Origin of the sequence: Gordonia sp. NPDC062954 (assembly GCF_044543825.1) — a bacterium.
GTDB lineage: Bacteria > Actinomycetota > Actinomycetes > Mycobacteriales > Mycobacteriaceae > Gordonia > Gordonia tangerina.
In genome coordinates, this window is sequence record NZ_JBITWL010000025.1 from 44,123 (window position 1) to 59,882 (window position 15,760).

18 protein-coding genes and 1 riboswitch are annotated in these 15,760 nt (G+C 67.1%); of the genes, 5 read left to right on the forward strand and 13 right to left on the reverse strand.

Features of this window, described 5'->3' with window-relative positions; all coding sequences use genetic code 11:
* From ftsX to ACIGKQ_RS20450, 6 genes are all read right to left on the reverse strand, one after another.
* Positions 1–909, reverse strand: coding sequence for a permease-like cell division protein FtsX (gene ftsX / locus ACIGKQ_RS20425; protein WP_235724555.1), 909 nt, complete (start codon positions 907–909; stop codon positions 1–3).
* A gap of 89 nt (positions 910–998) precedes the next feature.
* Entirely contained in the window at positions 999–1,685 is a 687-nt protein-coding gene (gene ftsE / locus ACIGKQ_RS20430) for a cell division ATP-binding protein FtsE (protein ID WP_235724556.1), read from the reverse strand.
* A gap of 67 nt (positions 1,686–1,752) precedes the next feature.
* A complete protein-coding gene (locus tag ACIGKQ_RS20435) occupies positions 1,753–2,265 on the reverse strand; it encodes a hypothetical protein (protein WP_235724557.1) in 513 nt (170 codons plus the stop codon).
* Positions 2,258–3,214, reverse strand: a complete 957-nt coding sequence (locus ACIGKQ_RS20440) for a mechanosensitive ion channel family protein (protein ID WP_235724558.1) — start codon at positions 3,212–3,214, stop codon at positions 2,258–2,260. Before ACIGKQ_RS20440 ends, ACIGKQ_RS20435 begins: the two co-directional genes overlap by 8 nt.
* A 1-nt stretch (position 3,215) precedes the next feature.
* Positions 3,216–4,331: a peptide chain release factor 2 gene (prfB, locus tag ACIGKQ_RS20445; protein WP_235724623.1), complete on the reverse strand. Its 1,116-nt coding sequence runs from the start codon at positions 4,329–4,331 to the stop codon at positions 3,216–3,218.
* Positions 4,332–4,398: 67 nt separating this feature from the next.
* Positions 4,399–4,797 carry a hypothetical protein gene (locus ACIGKQ_RS20450; RefSeq protein ID WP_235724559.1) on the reverse strand — a complete coding sequence of 133 codons (399 nt, stop codon included), beginning with the start codon at positions 4,795–4,797 and terminating at the stop codon, positions 4,399–4,401.
* A 107-nt stretch (positions 4,798–4,904) separates the two neighbouring features.
* On the opposite strand from ACIGKQ_RS20450, the gene hisN reads away from it, so the two are divergent.
* Positions 4,905–5,726: a histidinol-phosphatase gene (hisN, locus tag ACIGKQ_RS20455; protein WP_396574785.1), complete on the forward strand. Its 822-nt coding sequence runs from the start codon at positions 4,905–4,907 to the stop codon at positions 5,724–5,726.
* 103 nt (positions 5,727–5,829) lie between these two features.
* Positions 5,830–6,225 carry a VOC family protein gene (locus ACIGKQ_RS20460; RefSeq protein WP_396574786.1) on the forward strand — a complete coding sequence of 132 codons (396 nt, stop codon included), beginning with the start codon at positions 5,830–5,832 and terminating at the stop codon, positions 6,223–6,225.
* A 25-nt stretch (positions 6,226–6,250) separates the two neighbouring features.
* Here ACIGKQ_RS20460 and ACIGKQ_RS20465 read toward each other — a convergent pair whose 3' ends face one another.
* Together ACIGKQ_RS20465 and ACIGKQ_RS20470 are read right to left on the reverse strand one after the other, a co-directional pair.
* A complete protein-coding gene (locus ACIGKQ_RS20465) occupies positions 6,251–6,910 on the reverse strand; it encodes an MBL fold metallo-hydrolase (protein ID WP_235724562.1) in 660 nt (219 codons plus the stop codon).
* Between the two features lie 73 nt (positions 6,911–6,983).
* Positions 6,984–7,352 carry a DUF2752 domain-containing protein gene (locus ACIGKQ_RS20470; RefSeq protein ID WP_235724563.1) on the reverse strand — a complete coding sequence of 123 codons (369 nt, stop codon included), beginning with the start codon at positions 7,350–7,352 and terminating at the stop codon, positions 6,984–6,986.
* Between the two features lie 272 nt (positions 7,353–7,624).
* On the opposite strand from ACIGKQ_RS20470, the gene ACIGKQ_RS20475 reads away from it, so the two are divergent.
* Together ACIGKQ_RS20475 and ACIGKQ_RS20480 are read left to right on the forward strand one after the other, a co-directional pair.
* Positions 7,625–9,010 carry an acyl-CoA dehydrogenase family protein gene (locus tag ACIGKQ_RS20475; protein WP_235724564.1) on the forward strand — a complete coding sequence of 462 codons (1,386 nt, stop codon included), beginning with the start codon at positions 7,625–7,627 and terminating at the stop codon, positions 9,008–9,010.
* A gap of 30 nt (positions 9,011–9,040) precedes the next feature.
* A complete protein-coding gene (locus ACIGKQ_RS20480) occupies positions 9,041–10,264 on the forward strand; it encodes an acyl-CoA dehydrogenase family protein (RefSeq protein ID WP_235724565.1) in 1,224 nt (407 codons plus the stop codon).
* 355 nt (positions 10,265–10,619) lie between these two features.
* On the opposite strand, the gene ACIGKQ_RS20485 is transcribed toward ACIGKQ_RS20480, so the two are convergent.
* The 5 genes from ACIGKQ_RS20485 to ACIGKQ_RS20505 form a co-directional block, all read right to left on the reverse strand.
* Entirely contained in the window at positions 10,620–11,147 is a 528-nt protein-coding gene (locus ACIGKQ_RS20485) for a universal stress protein (protein WP_396574787.1), read from the reverse strand.
* 27 nt (positions 11,148–11,174) lie between these two features.
* Complete coding sequence (crcB, locus tag ACIGKQ_RS20490) at positions 11,175–11,543, reverse strand: fluoride efflux transporter CrcB (RefSeq protein WP_396574788.1); 369 nt, start codon at positions 11,541–11,543, stop codon at positions 11,175–11,177.
* Positions 11,540–12,055 carry a fluoride efflux transporter CrcB gene (crcB, locus tag ACIGKQ_RS20495; protein ID WP_235724568.1) on the reverse strand — a complete coding sequence of 172 codons (516 nt, stop codon included), beginning with the start codon at positions 12,053–12,055 and terminating at the stop codon, positions 11,540–11,542. The genes crcB (ACIGKQ_RS20490) and crcB (ACIGKQ_RS20495) overlap by 4 nt, the downstream gene beginning before the upstream one ends.
* 19 nt (positions 12,056–12,074) lie before the next feature.
* A riboswitch (Fluoride riboswitch) is annotated at positions 12,075–12,164 on the reverse strand.
* Between the two features lie 106 nt (positions 12,165–12,270).
* The gene (locus ACIGKQ_RS20500; protein WP_396574800.1) at positions 12,271–14,340 is read right to left on the reverse strand and encodes a propionyl-CoA synthetase; all 2,070 of its coding nucleotides are present in this window, start codon (positions 14,338–14,340) and stop codon (positions 12,271–12,273) included.
* Complete coding sequence (locus ACIGKQ_RS20505; RefSeq protein WP_235724570.1) at positions 14,259–14,783, reverse strand: MarR family winged helix-turn-helix transcriptional regulator; 525 nt, start codon at positions 14,781–14,783, stop codon at positions 14,259–14,261. Before ACIGKQ_RS20505 ends, ACIGKQ_RS20500 begins: the two co-directional genes overlap by 82 nt.
* Before the next feature lie 69 nt (positions 14,784–14,852).
* Here ACIGKQ_RS20505 and ACIGKQ_RS20510 point away from each other — a divergent pair, with 69 nt between their 5' ends.
* The gene (locus ACIGKQ_RS20510; protein WP_235724571.1) at positions 14,853–15,758 is read left to right on the forward strand and encodes an alpha/beta fold hydrolase; all 906 of its coding nucleotides are present in this window, start codon (positions 14,853–14,855) and stop codon (positions 15,756–15,758) included.
* The last annotated feature ends 2 nt before the right edge of the window (positions 15,759–15,760 follow it).

The window sequence follows — 15,760 nt, forward strand, 5'->3', positions numbered from 1 at the left end:
TCATTCGCGCACATAAACCCGCAGTGTCACATACGAGGTGACACCCGACAGCAGGATTCCGGCCAGGATCAGCCACGGCGACACGAACAGCACGTCGGAGATCCCGATGCGGGCCAGGATGTTCACACCGTACAGATCGCGTAGGGCGTTGTCGAAGAAGAAAACCTTGGCCGCGAACAACCCACCGATCGCGAGGAACGCACCCACCAGCGCGGCGACCACCGCCTCGAGCAGGAACGGCAACTGCGTGTACCAGCGGGTGGCACCGACCAGGCGCATGATCGACACCTCGGTGCGGCGGGTGAACGCCGCGATCTGCACGGTGTTCACGATCAACAGGATCGCCGCCACCGCCAAGACCAGGGCGACCGCGAACGCGGCGTTCCGGGTTCCGTCGAGCACGCTGAAGATGCGCTGCACCAGCTCGCGTTGGTCGAGTGCACCGTCGACACCGAGATCCTTGCGGTCCTTGTACTTGTCGAGCACCGCGCCGAACTGGGCCGGGTCGGACATCCGTACCTTGAGCGACGCAGGGATGGTGCCCTCGCGGATGTTGTTGGCGATGTCGGGATTGTCCTTGAAGGTCTGTTTGGCGGCCTCGAACGCCTCCTCACGGTCGATGAAGGTGACCGACCCGACGCCCGGCTCGTTCTCGATGTCGGTACGTAGCTCCGCACACGGCGACTCCTGGCAGTTCGGGTCGGCGTCGGAGACGGCGTCGTTGACGAAGAACTGCATCTCGACTCGGTCCAGGAAGATCTGCTGACTTTTGTCGGCCATCTGGATGACCAGCAGGCCACCGCCGAACATGCCCAGGGTGATCGCCGTGGTGAGGATCATGGCGATGGTCATGGTGACGTTGCGTCGGAAACCGTTCAGGACCTCGCTGATGATGAAGTTCGCTCGCATGGGTCTGTGCGCAGTCCTTACCGAAGTCGATGGTGCGAGAGTCGAGGTGCGGGCATTGCCGCGCACGGGGCCGGGCGCGGCAGCGGCGGTCAGCCGATGCCGTACACCCCTTGCGGATCGTTGCGGACCAGGTGGCCGTTGTCGAACTCGAGCACCCGTCGGCGCATGGCGTCGACGATATGCCGGTCGTGGGTCGCCATGATCACCGTCGTGCCACGCCGGTTCACCCGGTCGAGGACGTCGACGATCTCCTCACTGGTCTCCGGATCGAGGTTTCCGGTCGGTTCGTCGGCGAGCAGCAGCAACGGCCGATTGACGATGGCCCGCGCGATCGCGACACGCTGCATCTCACCGCCGGACAGCTCGTTGGGCATGCGGTCGGCTTTGCCGGACAGTCCGACGTAGTCGAGGACCTCTGGGACGATGCGCCGAGTCGTCGACGGTGACTTGCCGATCACCTCCAACGCGAACGCGACATTGTCGGCCACCGACTTCTGTTGCAGCAGTCGGAAGTCCTGGAAGACGCAGCCGATTGATTGTCGCAGCTTGGGCACCATCCGCCCCTTGAGCGTGTTGACGTGGAAATCTCCCACGTACACCTCGCCCGAGGTGGGCTTGTCCTCTTTCAGGAGCAACCGGAAGAAGGTCGACTTTCCCGAACCCGACGGACCGATCAAAAAGGCGAACTCCCCCTTGTCGACCTCGAGGGTGAGGTCGGTCAAGGCGGGCCGACTGGACGCCTTGTACTTCATCGTGACGTTCTCCAGCTTGATCACGAGAAGCCAGTGTAGCCACGGCCGCTGAGTTCTCCGCTCAGGTTCGGCGCGGCCAGGTCGCGGCTGGTCAGCGCTGCGGAACTGTAGTGGTCTCCGGCGTGCGGCCGAAATTCGGGATCACCACACCGGGTAGTCCCGGCACGGTGCTGCGCGTCTGGGTCCCCGTATCGCCGGTGCCCGAGCCCGGTTCGGGCTCTGTGTCACCATCGGGGCCGTCCACCGAGTCGGTTGTCGTGGTGGTGGTGGTGGTGAGCGAGGTACTCGACGGGGTCGAGGACCAGCTCGGCTCAGGGGTGACGGTGGTGGACACCGACGTGCGGGCCGGTGCAGCGGGCGGCTGGACCACCCCGTAGCGCTGCGAGGTGTAGCCGTACAGGATGCTCGAGCCGAGGAACGCGATCAGCAGAACCGCGGTGCTCGTTCGCAGGCGGGTCTTGTAGACGTGTCCCCAGTCCCGGAAGCGTTCCGGGATGATGGGGCGGGGCTCGTCGGCGCCATCTCGCTTGCCTCCCGGATCGGTCCCCGCACCGTCGCGCGTCGCGGGCTCTTTCTCGGATTCGTCGTCGGGCCGATCAGCCATTGCGATCACGCCCCTTGCCGGCCTCGTCGGCCATCGTCGCGGGCGGTCCGCCGCCGGCCTGGACACCCACGGGTGCGACGGTGATGCCCTCGCTTGCCAGCGCGCGCACGATGTCAATGCGCAACGCCCGGCTGACGTCGAACTGTTTGCCGGGTAGCGTGCGGGCGACCATCCGGACCGTGATCGAGTCGAGTTCGAGGTCGATGACGCCGAGCGGTGACGGCGAGTCGAGCAGGAGATCGTGCCAGCGTGGTTGCTCGTAGAATGCATCTCCGACGCGGTCGAGGACCTCGTTGACCATCGCGATGTCCGCGTCGGCCGGCACGGGCACGTCGACCACGGCGCGCGCCCAATCCTTGGACAGGTTGGTGGCCTTGACGATCTGCCCGTTGGGCACCGTGATGACCTCACCCTCGGAGGTACGCAGTTTGGTGACGCGCAGCGTGACATCCTCGACCGTGCCCTCGGCCTGACCGTTGGCCGACACGGTGAGAACCACCACGTCGCCGTACCCGTACTGCTTCTCGGCGACGACGAAGAATCCGGCGAGGATGTCCTGCACGATGCGCTGCGCACCGAAGCCCAGCGCCGCACCGAGCACGGCACCCGGTCCCGCCAGGCCGGTGATGGGTACCCCGAAGATCACCATGATGCGCACGATCACGATGATCGCGACGATCACGATGAGCGTCCACGCCACCACATCCACCAGTGCGCGCCGATGTTTGGCGTCCTCGGTCTGGACGATGAGGTCACTGGAGTCAAATTGGGTCTTGAGCCGGGCGGCATAGCCGTCGGCACCCCACCGGATGCACCGGATGACGAGCAGTCCACCGAGAATCCAGATGAGGATCTCCAGACCGTCGGTGGCTGCCCAGACATAGAAGCGCCCGAGCACCGCTTCGGTTGCGCCGGGAGCGAATGCCAACGGCGTCACAACGGCCGCCATGTCAGGCGTCGGCAGCAGCCATACGCCAGCGGATACCGGCTTCGATGAACTTGTCGATCTCCCCGTCGAGGATGGCGGTGGGGTTGTTGTCCTCCACGTTGGTGCGCAGGTCCTTCACCATCTGATACGGATGCAACACGTACGAACGCATCTGATTCCCCCAGCTCGAGCCACCGTCGCCCTTGAGCGCATCGAGTTCTGCGCGCTCCTCCTGGCGCTTACGTTCGAGAAGTTTGGCCTGCAGCACGCGCATGGCCGACGCCTTGTTCTGCAGCTGACTCTTCTCGTTCTGACAGGTTACGACGATGCCGGTGGGTATGTGGGTCAGCCGGACCGCGGAGTCGGTGGTGTTGACAGACTGACCACCGGGGCCCGAGGAGCGATACACGTCGACCTTCACGTCGTTCTCGTCGACGTCGATGTGGTCGGTCGTCTCGACCACGGGGAGCACCTCGACCTCGGCGAATGACGTCTGCCGGCGGCCCTGGTTGTCGAACGGGCTGATGCGCACCAGCCGGTGGGTGCCCTGCTCCACCGAGAGCGTGCCATACATGTACGGCGCCTTCACCGTGAAGGTGGCGCTCTTGATGCCGGCTTCTTCGGCGTAGGAGGTGTCGTAGACCTCCACTCCGTAGTTGTGCTTCTCGGCCCAGCGGATGTACATCCGCATCAGCATCTGCGCCCAGTCCGCCGCGTCGACGCCACCGGCACCAGATCGGATGTTGACCAACGCGTCACGTTGGTCGTACTCGCCGGCCAGCATTGTCTTGACCTCCATGGCCTCGACGTCGGCCTTCAGTGACGCCCGCTCGGCGTCCGCATCGGCCAGCGCGGCGGTCTGGTCGTCACCCTCCTCGGCCTCCGCCAGCTCGTAGTGCACCGGCAGGTCGTCGAGCCGCTGACGCAACTCGGTGACCCGTCGATACTCCGTCTGGGCGTGCGAGAGCTCGCTGGTCACCCGCTGCGCGTGGTCCTGGTCGTTCCACAGGTCTGGATCGGAGGCCTGCATCTCCAGCTCGTCGATCCGACGGCGCAGCTCGTCGAGGTCGAGCACCTTCTCGACCGTGGTCAAGATGGTGCCGATGGATTCGAGGTCTGCGGTTACGTCGGGATGCACGGTCATCAAGACTACCGTCGCGAAACCCGGCCGGGCTGCCCCCCGCCCTCGATCTGTCCCGAACCGCTCAGGCGTTCGGCATCGGACCCGGGTCCTGCGCCGGATCGGCGGGGGGCAGTTCGCCGAACCGCCACGACGAGGTCGCCTTGCCGGGCTTGTACACCACTGGTAGGTCCGCACCGATCTGCGGCCACGGATCCGCGTCACCGAGCACCAGCGTCCCGTAGACCTCGGCGGGCTCGGTCTGCGGACCTACGATCGTGCCGGACACGGTGCAGAACCGCTCACCTTTGGCGTCCCCTTGGTCCGGACGCTCACTCACGCCGGTGACCGTGAAGGTGCCCTGCACGAACTGCGCCGCGCGCGCACCCGACAGCCCTTGCGGGCTGCGGCCACGCTGCCACTGCACAACGAGCGCCACCAGAACCGCCGCGATGACCACCGTGAAACCGACCGCAAGCAACATGTGCGTCAGCCTACCGGGCGGCGTCGGGCAAATCGGACGTTCGCCGGGTCCGCAGTGAGTGGTCCACGGCTGGGTGGTCGGCAGCCGGGTGGCGCTACCCTACCGGCATGCCACACGACAGCGCTGCCACCGGCCACGGGCTCCCCGACGATCTCGAGCTCGCGTTGTCGTTGGCCGATTCGGCGGATGCGTTGACAATGCAACGCTTCGGGGCGATTGACTTGCGGGTGGACGACAAACCCGATCTGACGCCGGTTTCCGACGCCGATCTGGCCTGCGAGACGATGGTGCGGCAACGCCTCGCTGCACGTCGCGCCGACGACGCGGTCCTCGGCGAGGAGTTCGGCGGCGACACGGTGCTGCGCGGTCGGCAGTGGGTGGTGGACCCCATCGACGGCACCAAGAACTTCGTCCGCGGCGTGCCGGTGTGGGCCACCCTCATCGCGCTGCTCATCGACGGCCGACCCCGGGTCGGGGTGGTCTCGGCTCCCGCGCTGCGACGACGTTGGTGGGCTGCGGAAGGGCTGGGCGCGTTCACGGTGTTCGACGGGCAAGAGTTCCCGCGCCGGCTGTCGGTGTCGGCGGTCTCGGAACTGTCGTCGGCGAGCCTGGCGTTCTCGAGCCTGTCCGGGTGGGCCGAGCGAGGGATACGCGATGAGTTCATCGCACTCACCGACCGCGTCTGGCGGGTTCGCGGGTACGGCGACTTCTACAACTACTGCCTGGTCGCCGAGGGCGCCGTCGACGTCGCGGCCGAACCCGAGGTCTCGCTGTGGGACCTCGCCGCACTCGACATCATCGTGCGGGAGGCGGGTGGACGCTTCACCTCACTCGAGGGCGCCGACGGCCCGTCCGGGGGCAGCGCCGTGGCCACCAACGGCCCGTTGCACGGCGCGGTAGTGGAAGCGCTGCGGCCGACGACCCGATAGCGCATACGGGTGATCCTGTCCGTTCGGGGAGTTCTGCGCGCCGCACTCGCGGCCTAACGTCGGGAGAGATGCACAGAGCAGCGCAACACAAAGGAGTGGCGCCATGGCTTTTCCCGCACTCGCGCATGTGGCGGTCACAGTGACCGACCTCGCGAACAGCACCCGGTGGTACGCGGCGCTGTTCGGCGCAGACCCCGTACTCGACGAAGACGAGGAGTCTGGCGACTTCCACCACACGGTGTTCGCCCTCGACGGCGGCATGCTCTTCGGGCTGCACACGCACACATCGGCGGATCCGGGCGGTGCATTCGACGAACGCCGCCCCGGCCTCGACCATGTCGCGTTCACCGTGACGGCAGACGATCTCGAGACCTGGACACGGCGGCTCGACGAGCTCGGGATCGCCCACAGCGGCATCAAGCACGCGCACTACGGATCGGGGATCTCGTTCCGCGACCCCGACAACATCGCCCTCGAGTTCTTCGCACCGCCGAGCTGAGATCCGGGGGGGCGGAGCAACCGAATCAGAGTTCGGTTGCCGACTCCTCGTCGAGGACGACGAAGTCGGTGGAAGCCGCCTTCATGTCCGCGAGCCGGCCGTAGTGCACGCCCGAACCGGCGTCGGACAGGATGGCCTGGTGGATAGGAACCGCGACCCGCGGGGCCATGGCACGCAGGTAGTCGACTGATTCGCTGAGTTTCATCCACGGCGCCGCGGACGGCAGGGCGAGGACGTCGATCTTCTCGAACGGGATGTAGAACGAGTCGCCGGGATGCATGAAGCGGCCGGTCATCGACTTGGTGTCGAGTACGTAGGCGACGTTGTCGACCACCGGGATCTCCGGATGGATCACTGCGTGCCGACCGCCGGTGAACCGCGCTGTTACCGGGCCGACCTGAGTGTGCGAACCGGCGTTGGCGATGGTCCACGGACCGGCGACGTTGTCCTCGTTGAGCTGGGTGGCCGTCTGCGGATCGGCGAAGCGCACCGCCTGCGGGTTGGCCGCGATCAGGTCGGGCAGCCGGTTGACGTCGCAATGATCGGGGTGTTGGTGGGTGATGAAGACGGCGTCGAGGTCGGTGAGTCCCTCGAAGCCGTGGGAGAAGTTGCCCGGGTCGAAGAGGATCTTGGTGTCGTCGATCTCCACCAGGACGCACGAATGACCGAAGTGTGTGATCTGCATGCATCCCACTCTGCTCTCCTGCGCAACCGACGTCACGTCACCGCGGCGGGTCGGTGTCACACCACGAGCAGAGTCACACCACGAGAGGGAAGAGACCCCAACCGAATCCGGCATCGAGTATTCGCACAAGTCCATAGCCCAGCCACACCACGAGCACCGACATCGCAATCCGGCCGGTCAGTACGTGCTGCACCCGCCGCAGAGCACCACCGCCGGTGAGTGCCGTCCACAGCGCGATGGCGGTGACGATCACCGCCACTGCCATGGACAGCGGCCCGAACCAGTTGAACCCGATCGCTCCGACGACGTCTCCGTGTCCGAGGGCCACCCAGCTGCGGGTCAGCCCGCAGCCCGGACACGGCAGACCGGTCAGATGCGCGAAGGGACACACTCCCGGACCGCTCGACAGAGTCGTCGGCGACACCGCGACGGCTGCCCCCATCGCCGCGACCCCGACCGCCGCAACCGCGACGGCGGTCCCCCGACCCCCGCCGGCCTCAGTTCGTCCCCCGGGTATCGCTTCGTCCCCCTGCGGCAGTGGGGGCGCGAAACGATACCCGGGGGATGAACAGCCGGGGCGAACAGTCACCCGACCAGAGTAGTGCGTGACAAGTTACTTACCGAGGAGTAAGGTCTGTACTTACTATCGAGTAAGATAGGGGCCGACGCCACACCCGGCACGACCCCGACCGCCCGAGAACAGGCTGGTGAACCATGACCTCACAAACCGAAGCGCGGCATACCGAACCCCGCGATACGTCCGCCGTCGGAAAGAACCCGCATCCACGCAATTTCATCGGCACCGCAATGCGCGTGCTGACGACGGTCACCGGGTCGGAGTTCGCCGAGAAGTACAAGATCCGCGAGCCCCTCAACCGTATCGCCTACCAGGGCACCAAGACCGGCTTCCAGACGCTGGGCGCGGCCAACCGCGCGTTCCAGGCGGCGCAGGGCGGATCGGGTCAGGCCAAGCGGCTGACCACCTCGCCGAAGGGGTACTTCAACCTCACCCCCGACGACGAGCAGCAGATGATCGCCGAGACCGTTCGGGAGTTCGCCACCGAGATCCTGCGACCGGCCGCGTACGACGCCGACAACGCAGCCGCGGCGCCCGAGGACATCCTCAAGCGTTCGGCAGAGCTCGGCATCACCATGATCAACGTGCCCGAGGAGTTCGAGGGCGCCGCCGCCGAGCGCGGCGTGGTCACCAACGCACTGGTGTCCGAGGCGATGGCCTACGGCGACATGGGGCTGGCACTGCCGCTGCTCGCGCCGAGCGGTGTGGCCACCACACTGACGAATTTCGGCACCGACGAGCAGCAGCGCACCTACCTGCCCGACTTCGCCGGTGAGGACGTACCGCAGTCGTCGGTCGTGATCGCCGAACCGAAGCCGTTGTTCGACGCCTTCGACCTGGGCACCAAGGCCACCCGCGTACCCAGCGGGTACCGCCTCAACGGCGTCAAGTCATTCGTCCCGGCGGCCGGGTCATCGGAACTGTTCATCGTGGGTGCACAGCTCGACGGTCGTCCGGCGCTGTTCATCGTCGAGTCCGGCACCAAGGGCCTGATCGTCGAAGCCGACCCGGGAATGGGTGTGCGTGCGGCCGGCATGGGTCGACTGCTGTTGCAGGATGTGGCCGTCCCCGAGTCCGCGCTGCTGGGTGGGGCCGACGGTGAGGCCGCGTTCTCGGCCTACCGCGATGTGGTGCGGCTGTCGCGTCTGGGCTGGTCGGCGTTGGCCGCCGGCACCGCGAAGGCAGTACTCGACTACGTGATCCCCTACGTGAACGAGCGCGAGGCATTCGGCGAGCCGATCTCCAACCGGCAGGCCGTCGCCTTCATGGTGGCCAACATCGCCACCGAGGTCGATTCGATCCGTCTGGTCACCCTGCGTGGCGCCGCCCGCGCCGAGCAGGGCCTGTCGTTCGCCCGCGAGGCGGCACTGGCCCGCAAGCTGACGATCGACAAGGGTCTGCAGATCGGACTCGACGGCGTCCAGCTCCTGGGCGGTCACGGCTTCACCAAGGAGCACCCGGTGGAACGCTGGTACCGCGACCTGCGGGGCGCCGGCATCGGCGAGGGCATCGTCGTCCTGTAAGGGCGCGACGGATTCGGTGAGGAAACCACTATGAGCATCAATCTCGAACTCCCCAAGAAACTGAACGCGACGATCGATCAGGCCCATCAGGCCGCGGCGGAGATCTTCCGTCCGATCTCGCGGAAATACGATCTGCGCGAGCACGATTACCCGGTCGAGCTCGACACCTTGGCCAGCCTCTACGACGGCCTTGCCGAGGCAGGCCAGGCAGGCGCAGGCGCCGACGGCGGACGCAGCCAGCAGAAGTCGGACAAGCCCCGCCCCGAAGGTGCGGTGGTCAACGGCGGCAACATGCAGTCGGTCATCAACACGATGGAGACATCGTGGGGCGATGTCGGCCTGATGCTGACCATCCCGTATCAGGGCCTGGGCAACGCCGCGATCGCCGCCGTGGCCACAGATGAACAGCTCAAGAGCTTCGGCAAGGTGTGGGCCGCCATGGCCATCACCGAGCCGAGCTTCGGTTCCGACTCCGCAGCCGTGTCGACCACGGCCACCCTCGACGGCGACGAGTACGTACTCAACGGAGAGAAGATCTTCGTCACCGCCGGATCCCGCGCCACCCACATCGTGGTGTGGGCCTCGGTCGACAAGAGCCTCGGACGTGCAGCCATCAAGAGCTTCGTCGTACCGCGCGAGCACCCGGGCGTCGAGGTGGTGCGCCTCGAACACAAACTCGGTATCCGAGTCTCGGATACCGCGGTGATCCGGTTCGAGAACTGCCGCATCCCCAAGGACAACCTGCTCGGCTCACCGGAGGTCGACACCAAGAAGGGCTTCGGCGGTGTCATGCAGACCTTCGACAACACGCGGCCGATGGTCGCGGGTATGGCGGTCGGCGTCGCGCGTGCGGCCCTCGAGGAGCTGCGTCGCATCCTGGAGGAGGCCGGCGTGCAGATTGACTACGACCGCCCTGCCGCCGATCAGCACGCCGCCGCTGCCGAGTTCATTCGGATGGAGTCGGATTTCGAGGCCGCATACCTGCACACGATGCGGGCTGCCTGGATGGCCGACAACAAAGAACCGAATTCGCTCGAGGCATCGATGTCCAAGGCCAAGGCCGGGCGCACCGGCACCGACATCACCAACAAAGTGGTGGAACTGACCGGCACACTGGGCTATTCGGAGCGGCTGCTGGTGGAGAAGTGGGCTCGCGACTCGAAGATCCTCGACATCTTCGAGGGCACCCAGCAGATCCAGCAGCTCATCATCGCCCGTCGCGTGCTCAACAAGAGCAGCGCCGAGCTGAAGTAACGACGAACGTCCCGGGCCGCCCTCCGGTGGTCGAGTAGCCTTCCCTCCGGCAGTTGAGGCCCCCTCACTCCGCCGGTCGAGGCCCCCCTCCGCCGGTCGAAGCCCCTCACTCAGCTGGTCGAGGCCCCCTCGCTCGGCCGGTCGAGGCCCCTCACTCAGCTGGTCGAGGCCCCCTCGCTCGGCCGGTCGAGGCCCCCTCCGCCGGACGAGGCCCCCTGCGCCGGTCGAGGCCCCCTCCGCCGGACGAGGACCCTCACTCCGCTGGTCGAGTAGTCCTCGAGCCGCTAGGCGAGAGGGCGTATCGAGACCACCTGCGCCACAACTGGTCCGAGCGCGCCACCTGCTCGCTCGTTCGTCACGATTCGACATCGGCGGGCACCACCAACAGCGGCGTCTTCCGGTTACCGATCAGCTGCTGCGACACCGACTGCCCCACCAGGGAATCCAGATATGACAGCAATCCGCCGCGTGGGCTCCCGATGACGACCATCAGCGCGCTGTAGCGATCGGCAACGGTGGCCAGCAGCTGCGCCGGGTCGCCGTGACCACTGTGGTATGTCCACGACGCTGCGAGACCGTCGAGCAAATCCTTGGCCTCGGCGGCGTCGGACATCAACGTCGCCCGCAGCTGATCACCCCAGTCCGGGGCGTCCGGATCGATCGGTGTGTCGTCGATGTCGACCACATGCACCACATGGACATGTGCATCGAGCCTACGGGCCAGATCCACCGCATAGCGCACGGCAGCCGTGCTGGTCGGCGACCGGTCCCACCCGATCACCAGACTCGCCTGCGCGGGACGCCTCGCGGCGGGCCCTCGGATTCGTCTGCGCAGCGGCACATCCCCGGGCCGCAGTCCGTAGTCGACGTCATCGTCGCTCATCGCCATCCCTCTCACTCGCCGCGGTGATCACACCGCCCACGCCAGTACCAGACCCGCGGCGCATGCCACTGCGCTGCCCACGACCGAGGCCAGGGCGTTGGCGGCGGCCGACAGCGACCGCCGTTTCTCCGCCAGCCGAACGGTTTCGAAGCTCGCCGTGCTGAAAGTCGTGAATCCACCACAGAATCCGGTACCGACCACCGCTTGCGCATCCGAATCGAGGGTGCCGAACATGACGGCGCCGGCGATCAGCCCCAGCAGGAACGAGCCGCTGACGTTGATCGCCAGGGTCGCCCACGGAAAGGTCGTCGCCCGCCGGCTCTTGACCGCGCCGTCGAGGACGAATCGCGCACCCGCGCCCAGCGCCCCGGCGGCCATCACGGCCAGGACGATCACGACACCTCCCCTGTCTGTCGACGCAGTGCCACTCCGGCCACCGCGATTCCCGCCCAGGCGCACACGATGCCGGCGACGACGCTCGCCAGTCCGTATCCCATCGCCAGTGGAACCGCTCCGCGATGCGACAGCAGCGACATCTCCAATGCGAAGCTGCTGTAGGTGGTGAAGGAGCCACAGAACCCCGTGCCCAGCAGCAGCCGCCACCGGCGACGCCAACCGGCGTCCTCACCGGACCGCGCCAGCCCCTCGAGGAGGGCCCCGAGCGCGAACGCCCCGATCAGGTTGACCGCGAACGTCCCCCATGGCCATCCGGTGTCGTGGTGGGGCAACAGGTCTTCGACCCAGTAGCGCAATCCCGTTCCGCAGGCACCGCCGAGCAGAACCCAGAGAATCGCCGTCGGCCGCAGATGCAGCGGTCGAACGGTGTCCGGATCTGTTGGTAACTCGGCGTGCGTGTCGGCCGGCAGTTCGTTGGGTGAAGTGTCACCCGAGATGTGATCAGAACCCATGCATCAGCCCCATCCGTCTGTCGGACCAGGAACTATCAGCCGGCGGCGGCGGTTCGGGCCCGTCGTCCACGACGATCGGGTCCGGGCGAGATCCATCACCCGACCGACACCCTACCGTCCACCGCCAGTCATCCGCCCGATCGACCCAACTGGTTCTGACCGACGTCGCACAGGTACCGAGAACGCTGCTGTCGTCTCGCGCCCTGAATCGCGGCTCAGCCGCCGAGTTGCTTGGCGAGATCGGCCAAGACGTCGGGGTCCTCGATCGTCGACGGCACGGTGTACTCCTCGTGGTCGGCGATCTGACGCATCGTCTTGCGCAGGATCTTGCCCGAGCGGGTCTTCGGCAGGGCGGGCACCACGGTCACGTCCCGGAAGGTTGCGACGGCCCCGATCTCGTTGCGCACCATGGCGACCAGCTCGCTGCGTAGGGTGTCGGATTCGATCTCGACGCCGGCCTTGAGTACGACATATCCGCTGGGCCGTTGCCCCTTGAGGTCGTCGTGGATGCCGATGACGGCGCATTCGGCCACGGCCGGATGCGAGGCGACGACCGCTTCGATGCTGCCGGTCGACAATCGGTGTCCGGCAACGTTGATGACGTCGTCGGAGCGACCGAGGACAAAGACGTAGCCATCGGCGTCGACGTACCCGGAATCACCGGTGAGGTAGTACCCGTCGAACGCGGCGAGATAAGACTTGTGGAATCGTTCCTCGTCGTGCCACAGGCCGGCCAGGGTTCCCGGCGGTAGCGGTAGTTCGATGACGATGTTGCCTTCCGCCCCGGGCCCCAGCTTCGTCCCACCGGCGTCGACGATGCCGACCCGATAACCGGGCACGGGCACCGTCGGCGATCCGGCCTTGATCGGCATCGGCTCCAGGCCACGCAGGTTCGCGGCGATCGCCCACCCGGTTTCGGTCTGCCACCAGTGGTCGACCACCGGGACCCCGAGGGTCGCGGTGGCCCACTCGAAGGTGTCCGGGTCCAGACGCTCCCCGGCAGCGAACAGCGTCCGCAGCGTGGAGGTGTCGTACTTGGCGAGTTCGGCGGCGTCCGGATCGGCCTTGCGGATGGCCCGGATCGCAGTGGGCGCGGTGAACAGTGCGGCGACCTGGTGGTCGGCGATGACCCGCCAGAATGCGCCGGCGTCCGGGGTGCCGACCGGCTTGCCCTCGTACATCACGGTCGTCGCACCGACCAGCAGCGGCCCGTACACGATGTAGGAGTGCCCGACCACCCAGCCCACATCGGATGCGGTCCACCACACGTCGCCGGCACCGATGTCGTAGATGTTGCGCATCGACCAGGTCAGCGCGACCGCGTGGCCCCCGTTGTCGCGGACCACGCCCTTCGGTTTTCCGGTGGTGCCCGACGTGTACAGGATGTAGAGCGGGTCGGTCGCCGCCACCGTTGTCGGGCCCGTCGGTTCGGCATCGGCCATCTGGGCGTCCCAGTCCAGCCAGCCGTCGTGGTCGGCCGCGCTGCCCGCGACCTCCTCGCGGTCCTTGACGATCACCGTCGCCGGTGGCGAGGCGCAGAGTTCGAGGGCCTTGGCCACCATCGGTAGGTACTCGACCGTGCGTCCGGGTTCCAGGCCGCCCGACGCCGTCACGATGGCGACGGGTTCGGCGTCGTCGATGCGTGCTGCCAGCTCGGGTGCGGCGAATCCGCCGAACACCACCGAATGCACCGCACCCACGCGCGCGCAGGCGAGCATCGCAATGGCCGCCTCGGGGATCATTGGCAGATAGATCACCACGCGATTGCCCGCCGCGACGCCGCTGGCCGCGAGCACTCCGGCAAACCGCGACACCTCGTCGAGGAGCTCGGCATAGCTATAGGTACGCACCGTCCCCACCATCGCCGAGTCCCAGATCATCGCGGTGCGGTCGCCGTGCCCGGCCGCGACATGCCGATCGAGCGCGTTGTAGGAGGTGTTGAGGGTGGCATCGGGATACCACCGGTAGAACGGTGCGTCCGAGTCGTCGAGGGCGCGGGTCGGTGGGTTCACCCACTCGACTGCCTGTGCGGCGTCGAGCCAGAAGCCGTCCTGATCGTCGCGTGCCCGCGCGAACGCGTCGCTGTAATGCCCCATCGCCGTCGCATCCCTCTCCGAGTTGTCGGCCGCCGTAACCGTGCCGTGGTCGACTACGACCCTATCGATGTGGTCGTTGCCACGACGTTGGATTGCCGAGTGCGCGGTCAGCGGTCGCTGCGCTGCGACGGAAGGTGGCGATCGTCGCCGGGCTCCGTTCTGACCGCTTCGGTGACCTCGCGCAGAAATGCCCGGACCACCTGTCGGTGTTCGACAGAGAGGTCCGCCACCACACCCATCACGCGACCGATGAGCGGGCCGAAGAACTCCCATCCCATTGCGCGGGCGTCGTCGGTGACCCGCAGAATCACCCGGCGCCGATCGACCGGGTCCCGATGCCGCTCGACGAGCGGTCCCACTCCCTCCCGCCGCGCCGACATCCGGTCGACGAGGGCGGTCACCGACGCCGAGTTCAGCCGCAACCGGTCCCCCAGCCACCCGGGGGTGGCCACCCCACCTTCGCGCTCCCGATCCAGCAACGCGATGAGTGCACGCACATCGGTCGGGTGCATCGCACGCTCCGCCGCGAAGGCAGCCCCCTCCAGGTCGAGTGCGACGGTGAGCTCGCGGATGGCGTGGACGAGCTCGAGATCGGAGTCTGCGACCCGGTCGGGAGTCGATCGATCGGGCACCCTCCCACCTACCGTTTCTCTTGATCAGCGATTATCTTGATGAACAAGCTACCTCAGGGAGGACAACGCATGGCTCAACCGAAGGCGAAAACCGTCGCGGACTTTTCCGCGTCTGCAGCCGGCGCCGCATTTGACGATGCCTATGCGCGCCTCTTGCGGCGCTGGCCGGACGACACGACGACGAGCGAGACCGAGGGTCGGTTCGGCACCACGCACGTGACGACAGCCGGGCAGCCGAGGACAACCGGCGCAGCCGATGCACCTGCGCTCCTGCTTCTGCACGGGGGTGGCGCCACCTCGATGGCGTGGACCGCGTTGGCCGGCCACCTCGCCGGCGGCCATCGGGTGATCGCGCCCGACATCATCGGTGAGCCCGGGCGGAGTCGGAGCACCGGCGACCGGTTCCGCAGCACCGACGACCTCTGTGACTGGATCGACGAGGTACTCGACGACAGCGCAGCGCCCACCGTCGACGTGGTCGCGCACTCCTACGGCGCGATGATCGCACTGGCGTATGCACTTCGGCGTCCCCACCGGGTCCGGCGTCTGGTGCTGCTCGACCCGAACTCATGCTTCGCCGGAATGTCGGCGGCCTATCTGATCCGGGCCTTGCCCGTCCTGCTCCGACCCGACGCCGACCGGCAGCGTCGGTTACTGGTGTGGGAAACCCAGGGCGCCGACCTCGACCCCGATTGGCTCACCGTGACGACCACCGGCGTCGGATCATTTCCGTCGGCCCGGCCCGTCATCCCCCGCCGACCCCGACCACAGGATCTCCGGGCACTCGACGCCCACCGGGTCTCTGTGCTCCTCGCCCCCGACAGCCGGGTGCACGATGTCGCCCAGGTCGCGACGAATGTCCGCGCTGCGCTACCGACTGCGGCAGTGGTCACGTTGCCGGCCGGCACCCATCACACCCTCCCGATGTCGCCGAGCGACCATCTCGAGGCGGCACTCGACGCGGCCTTACGCTGAAC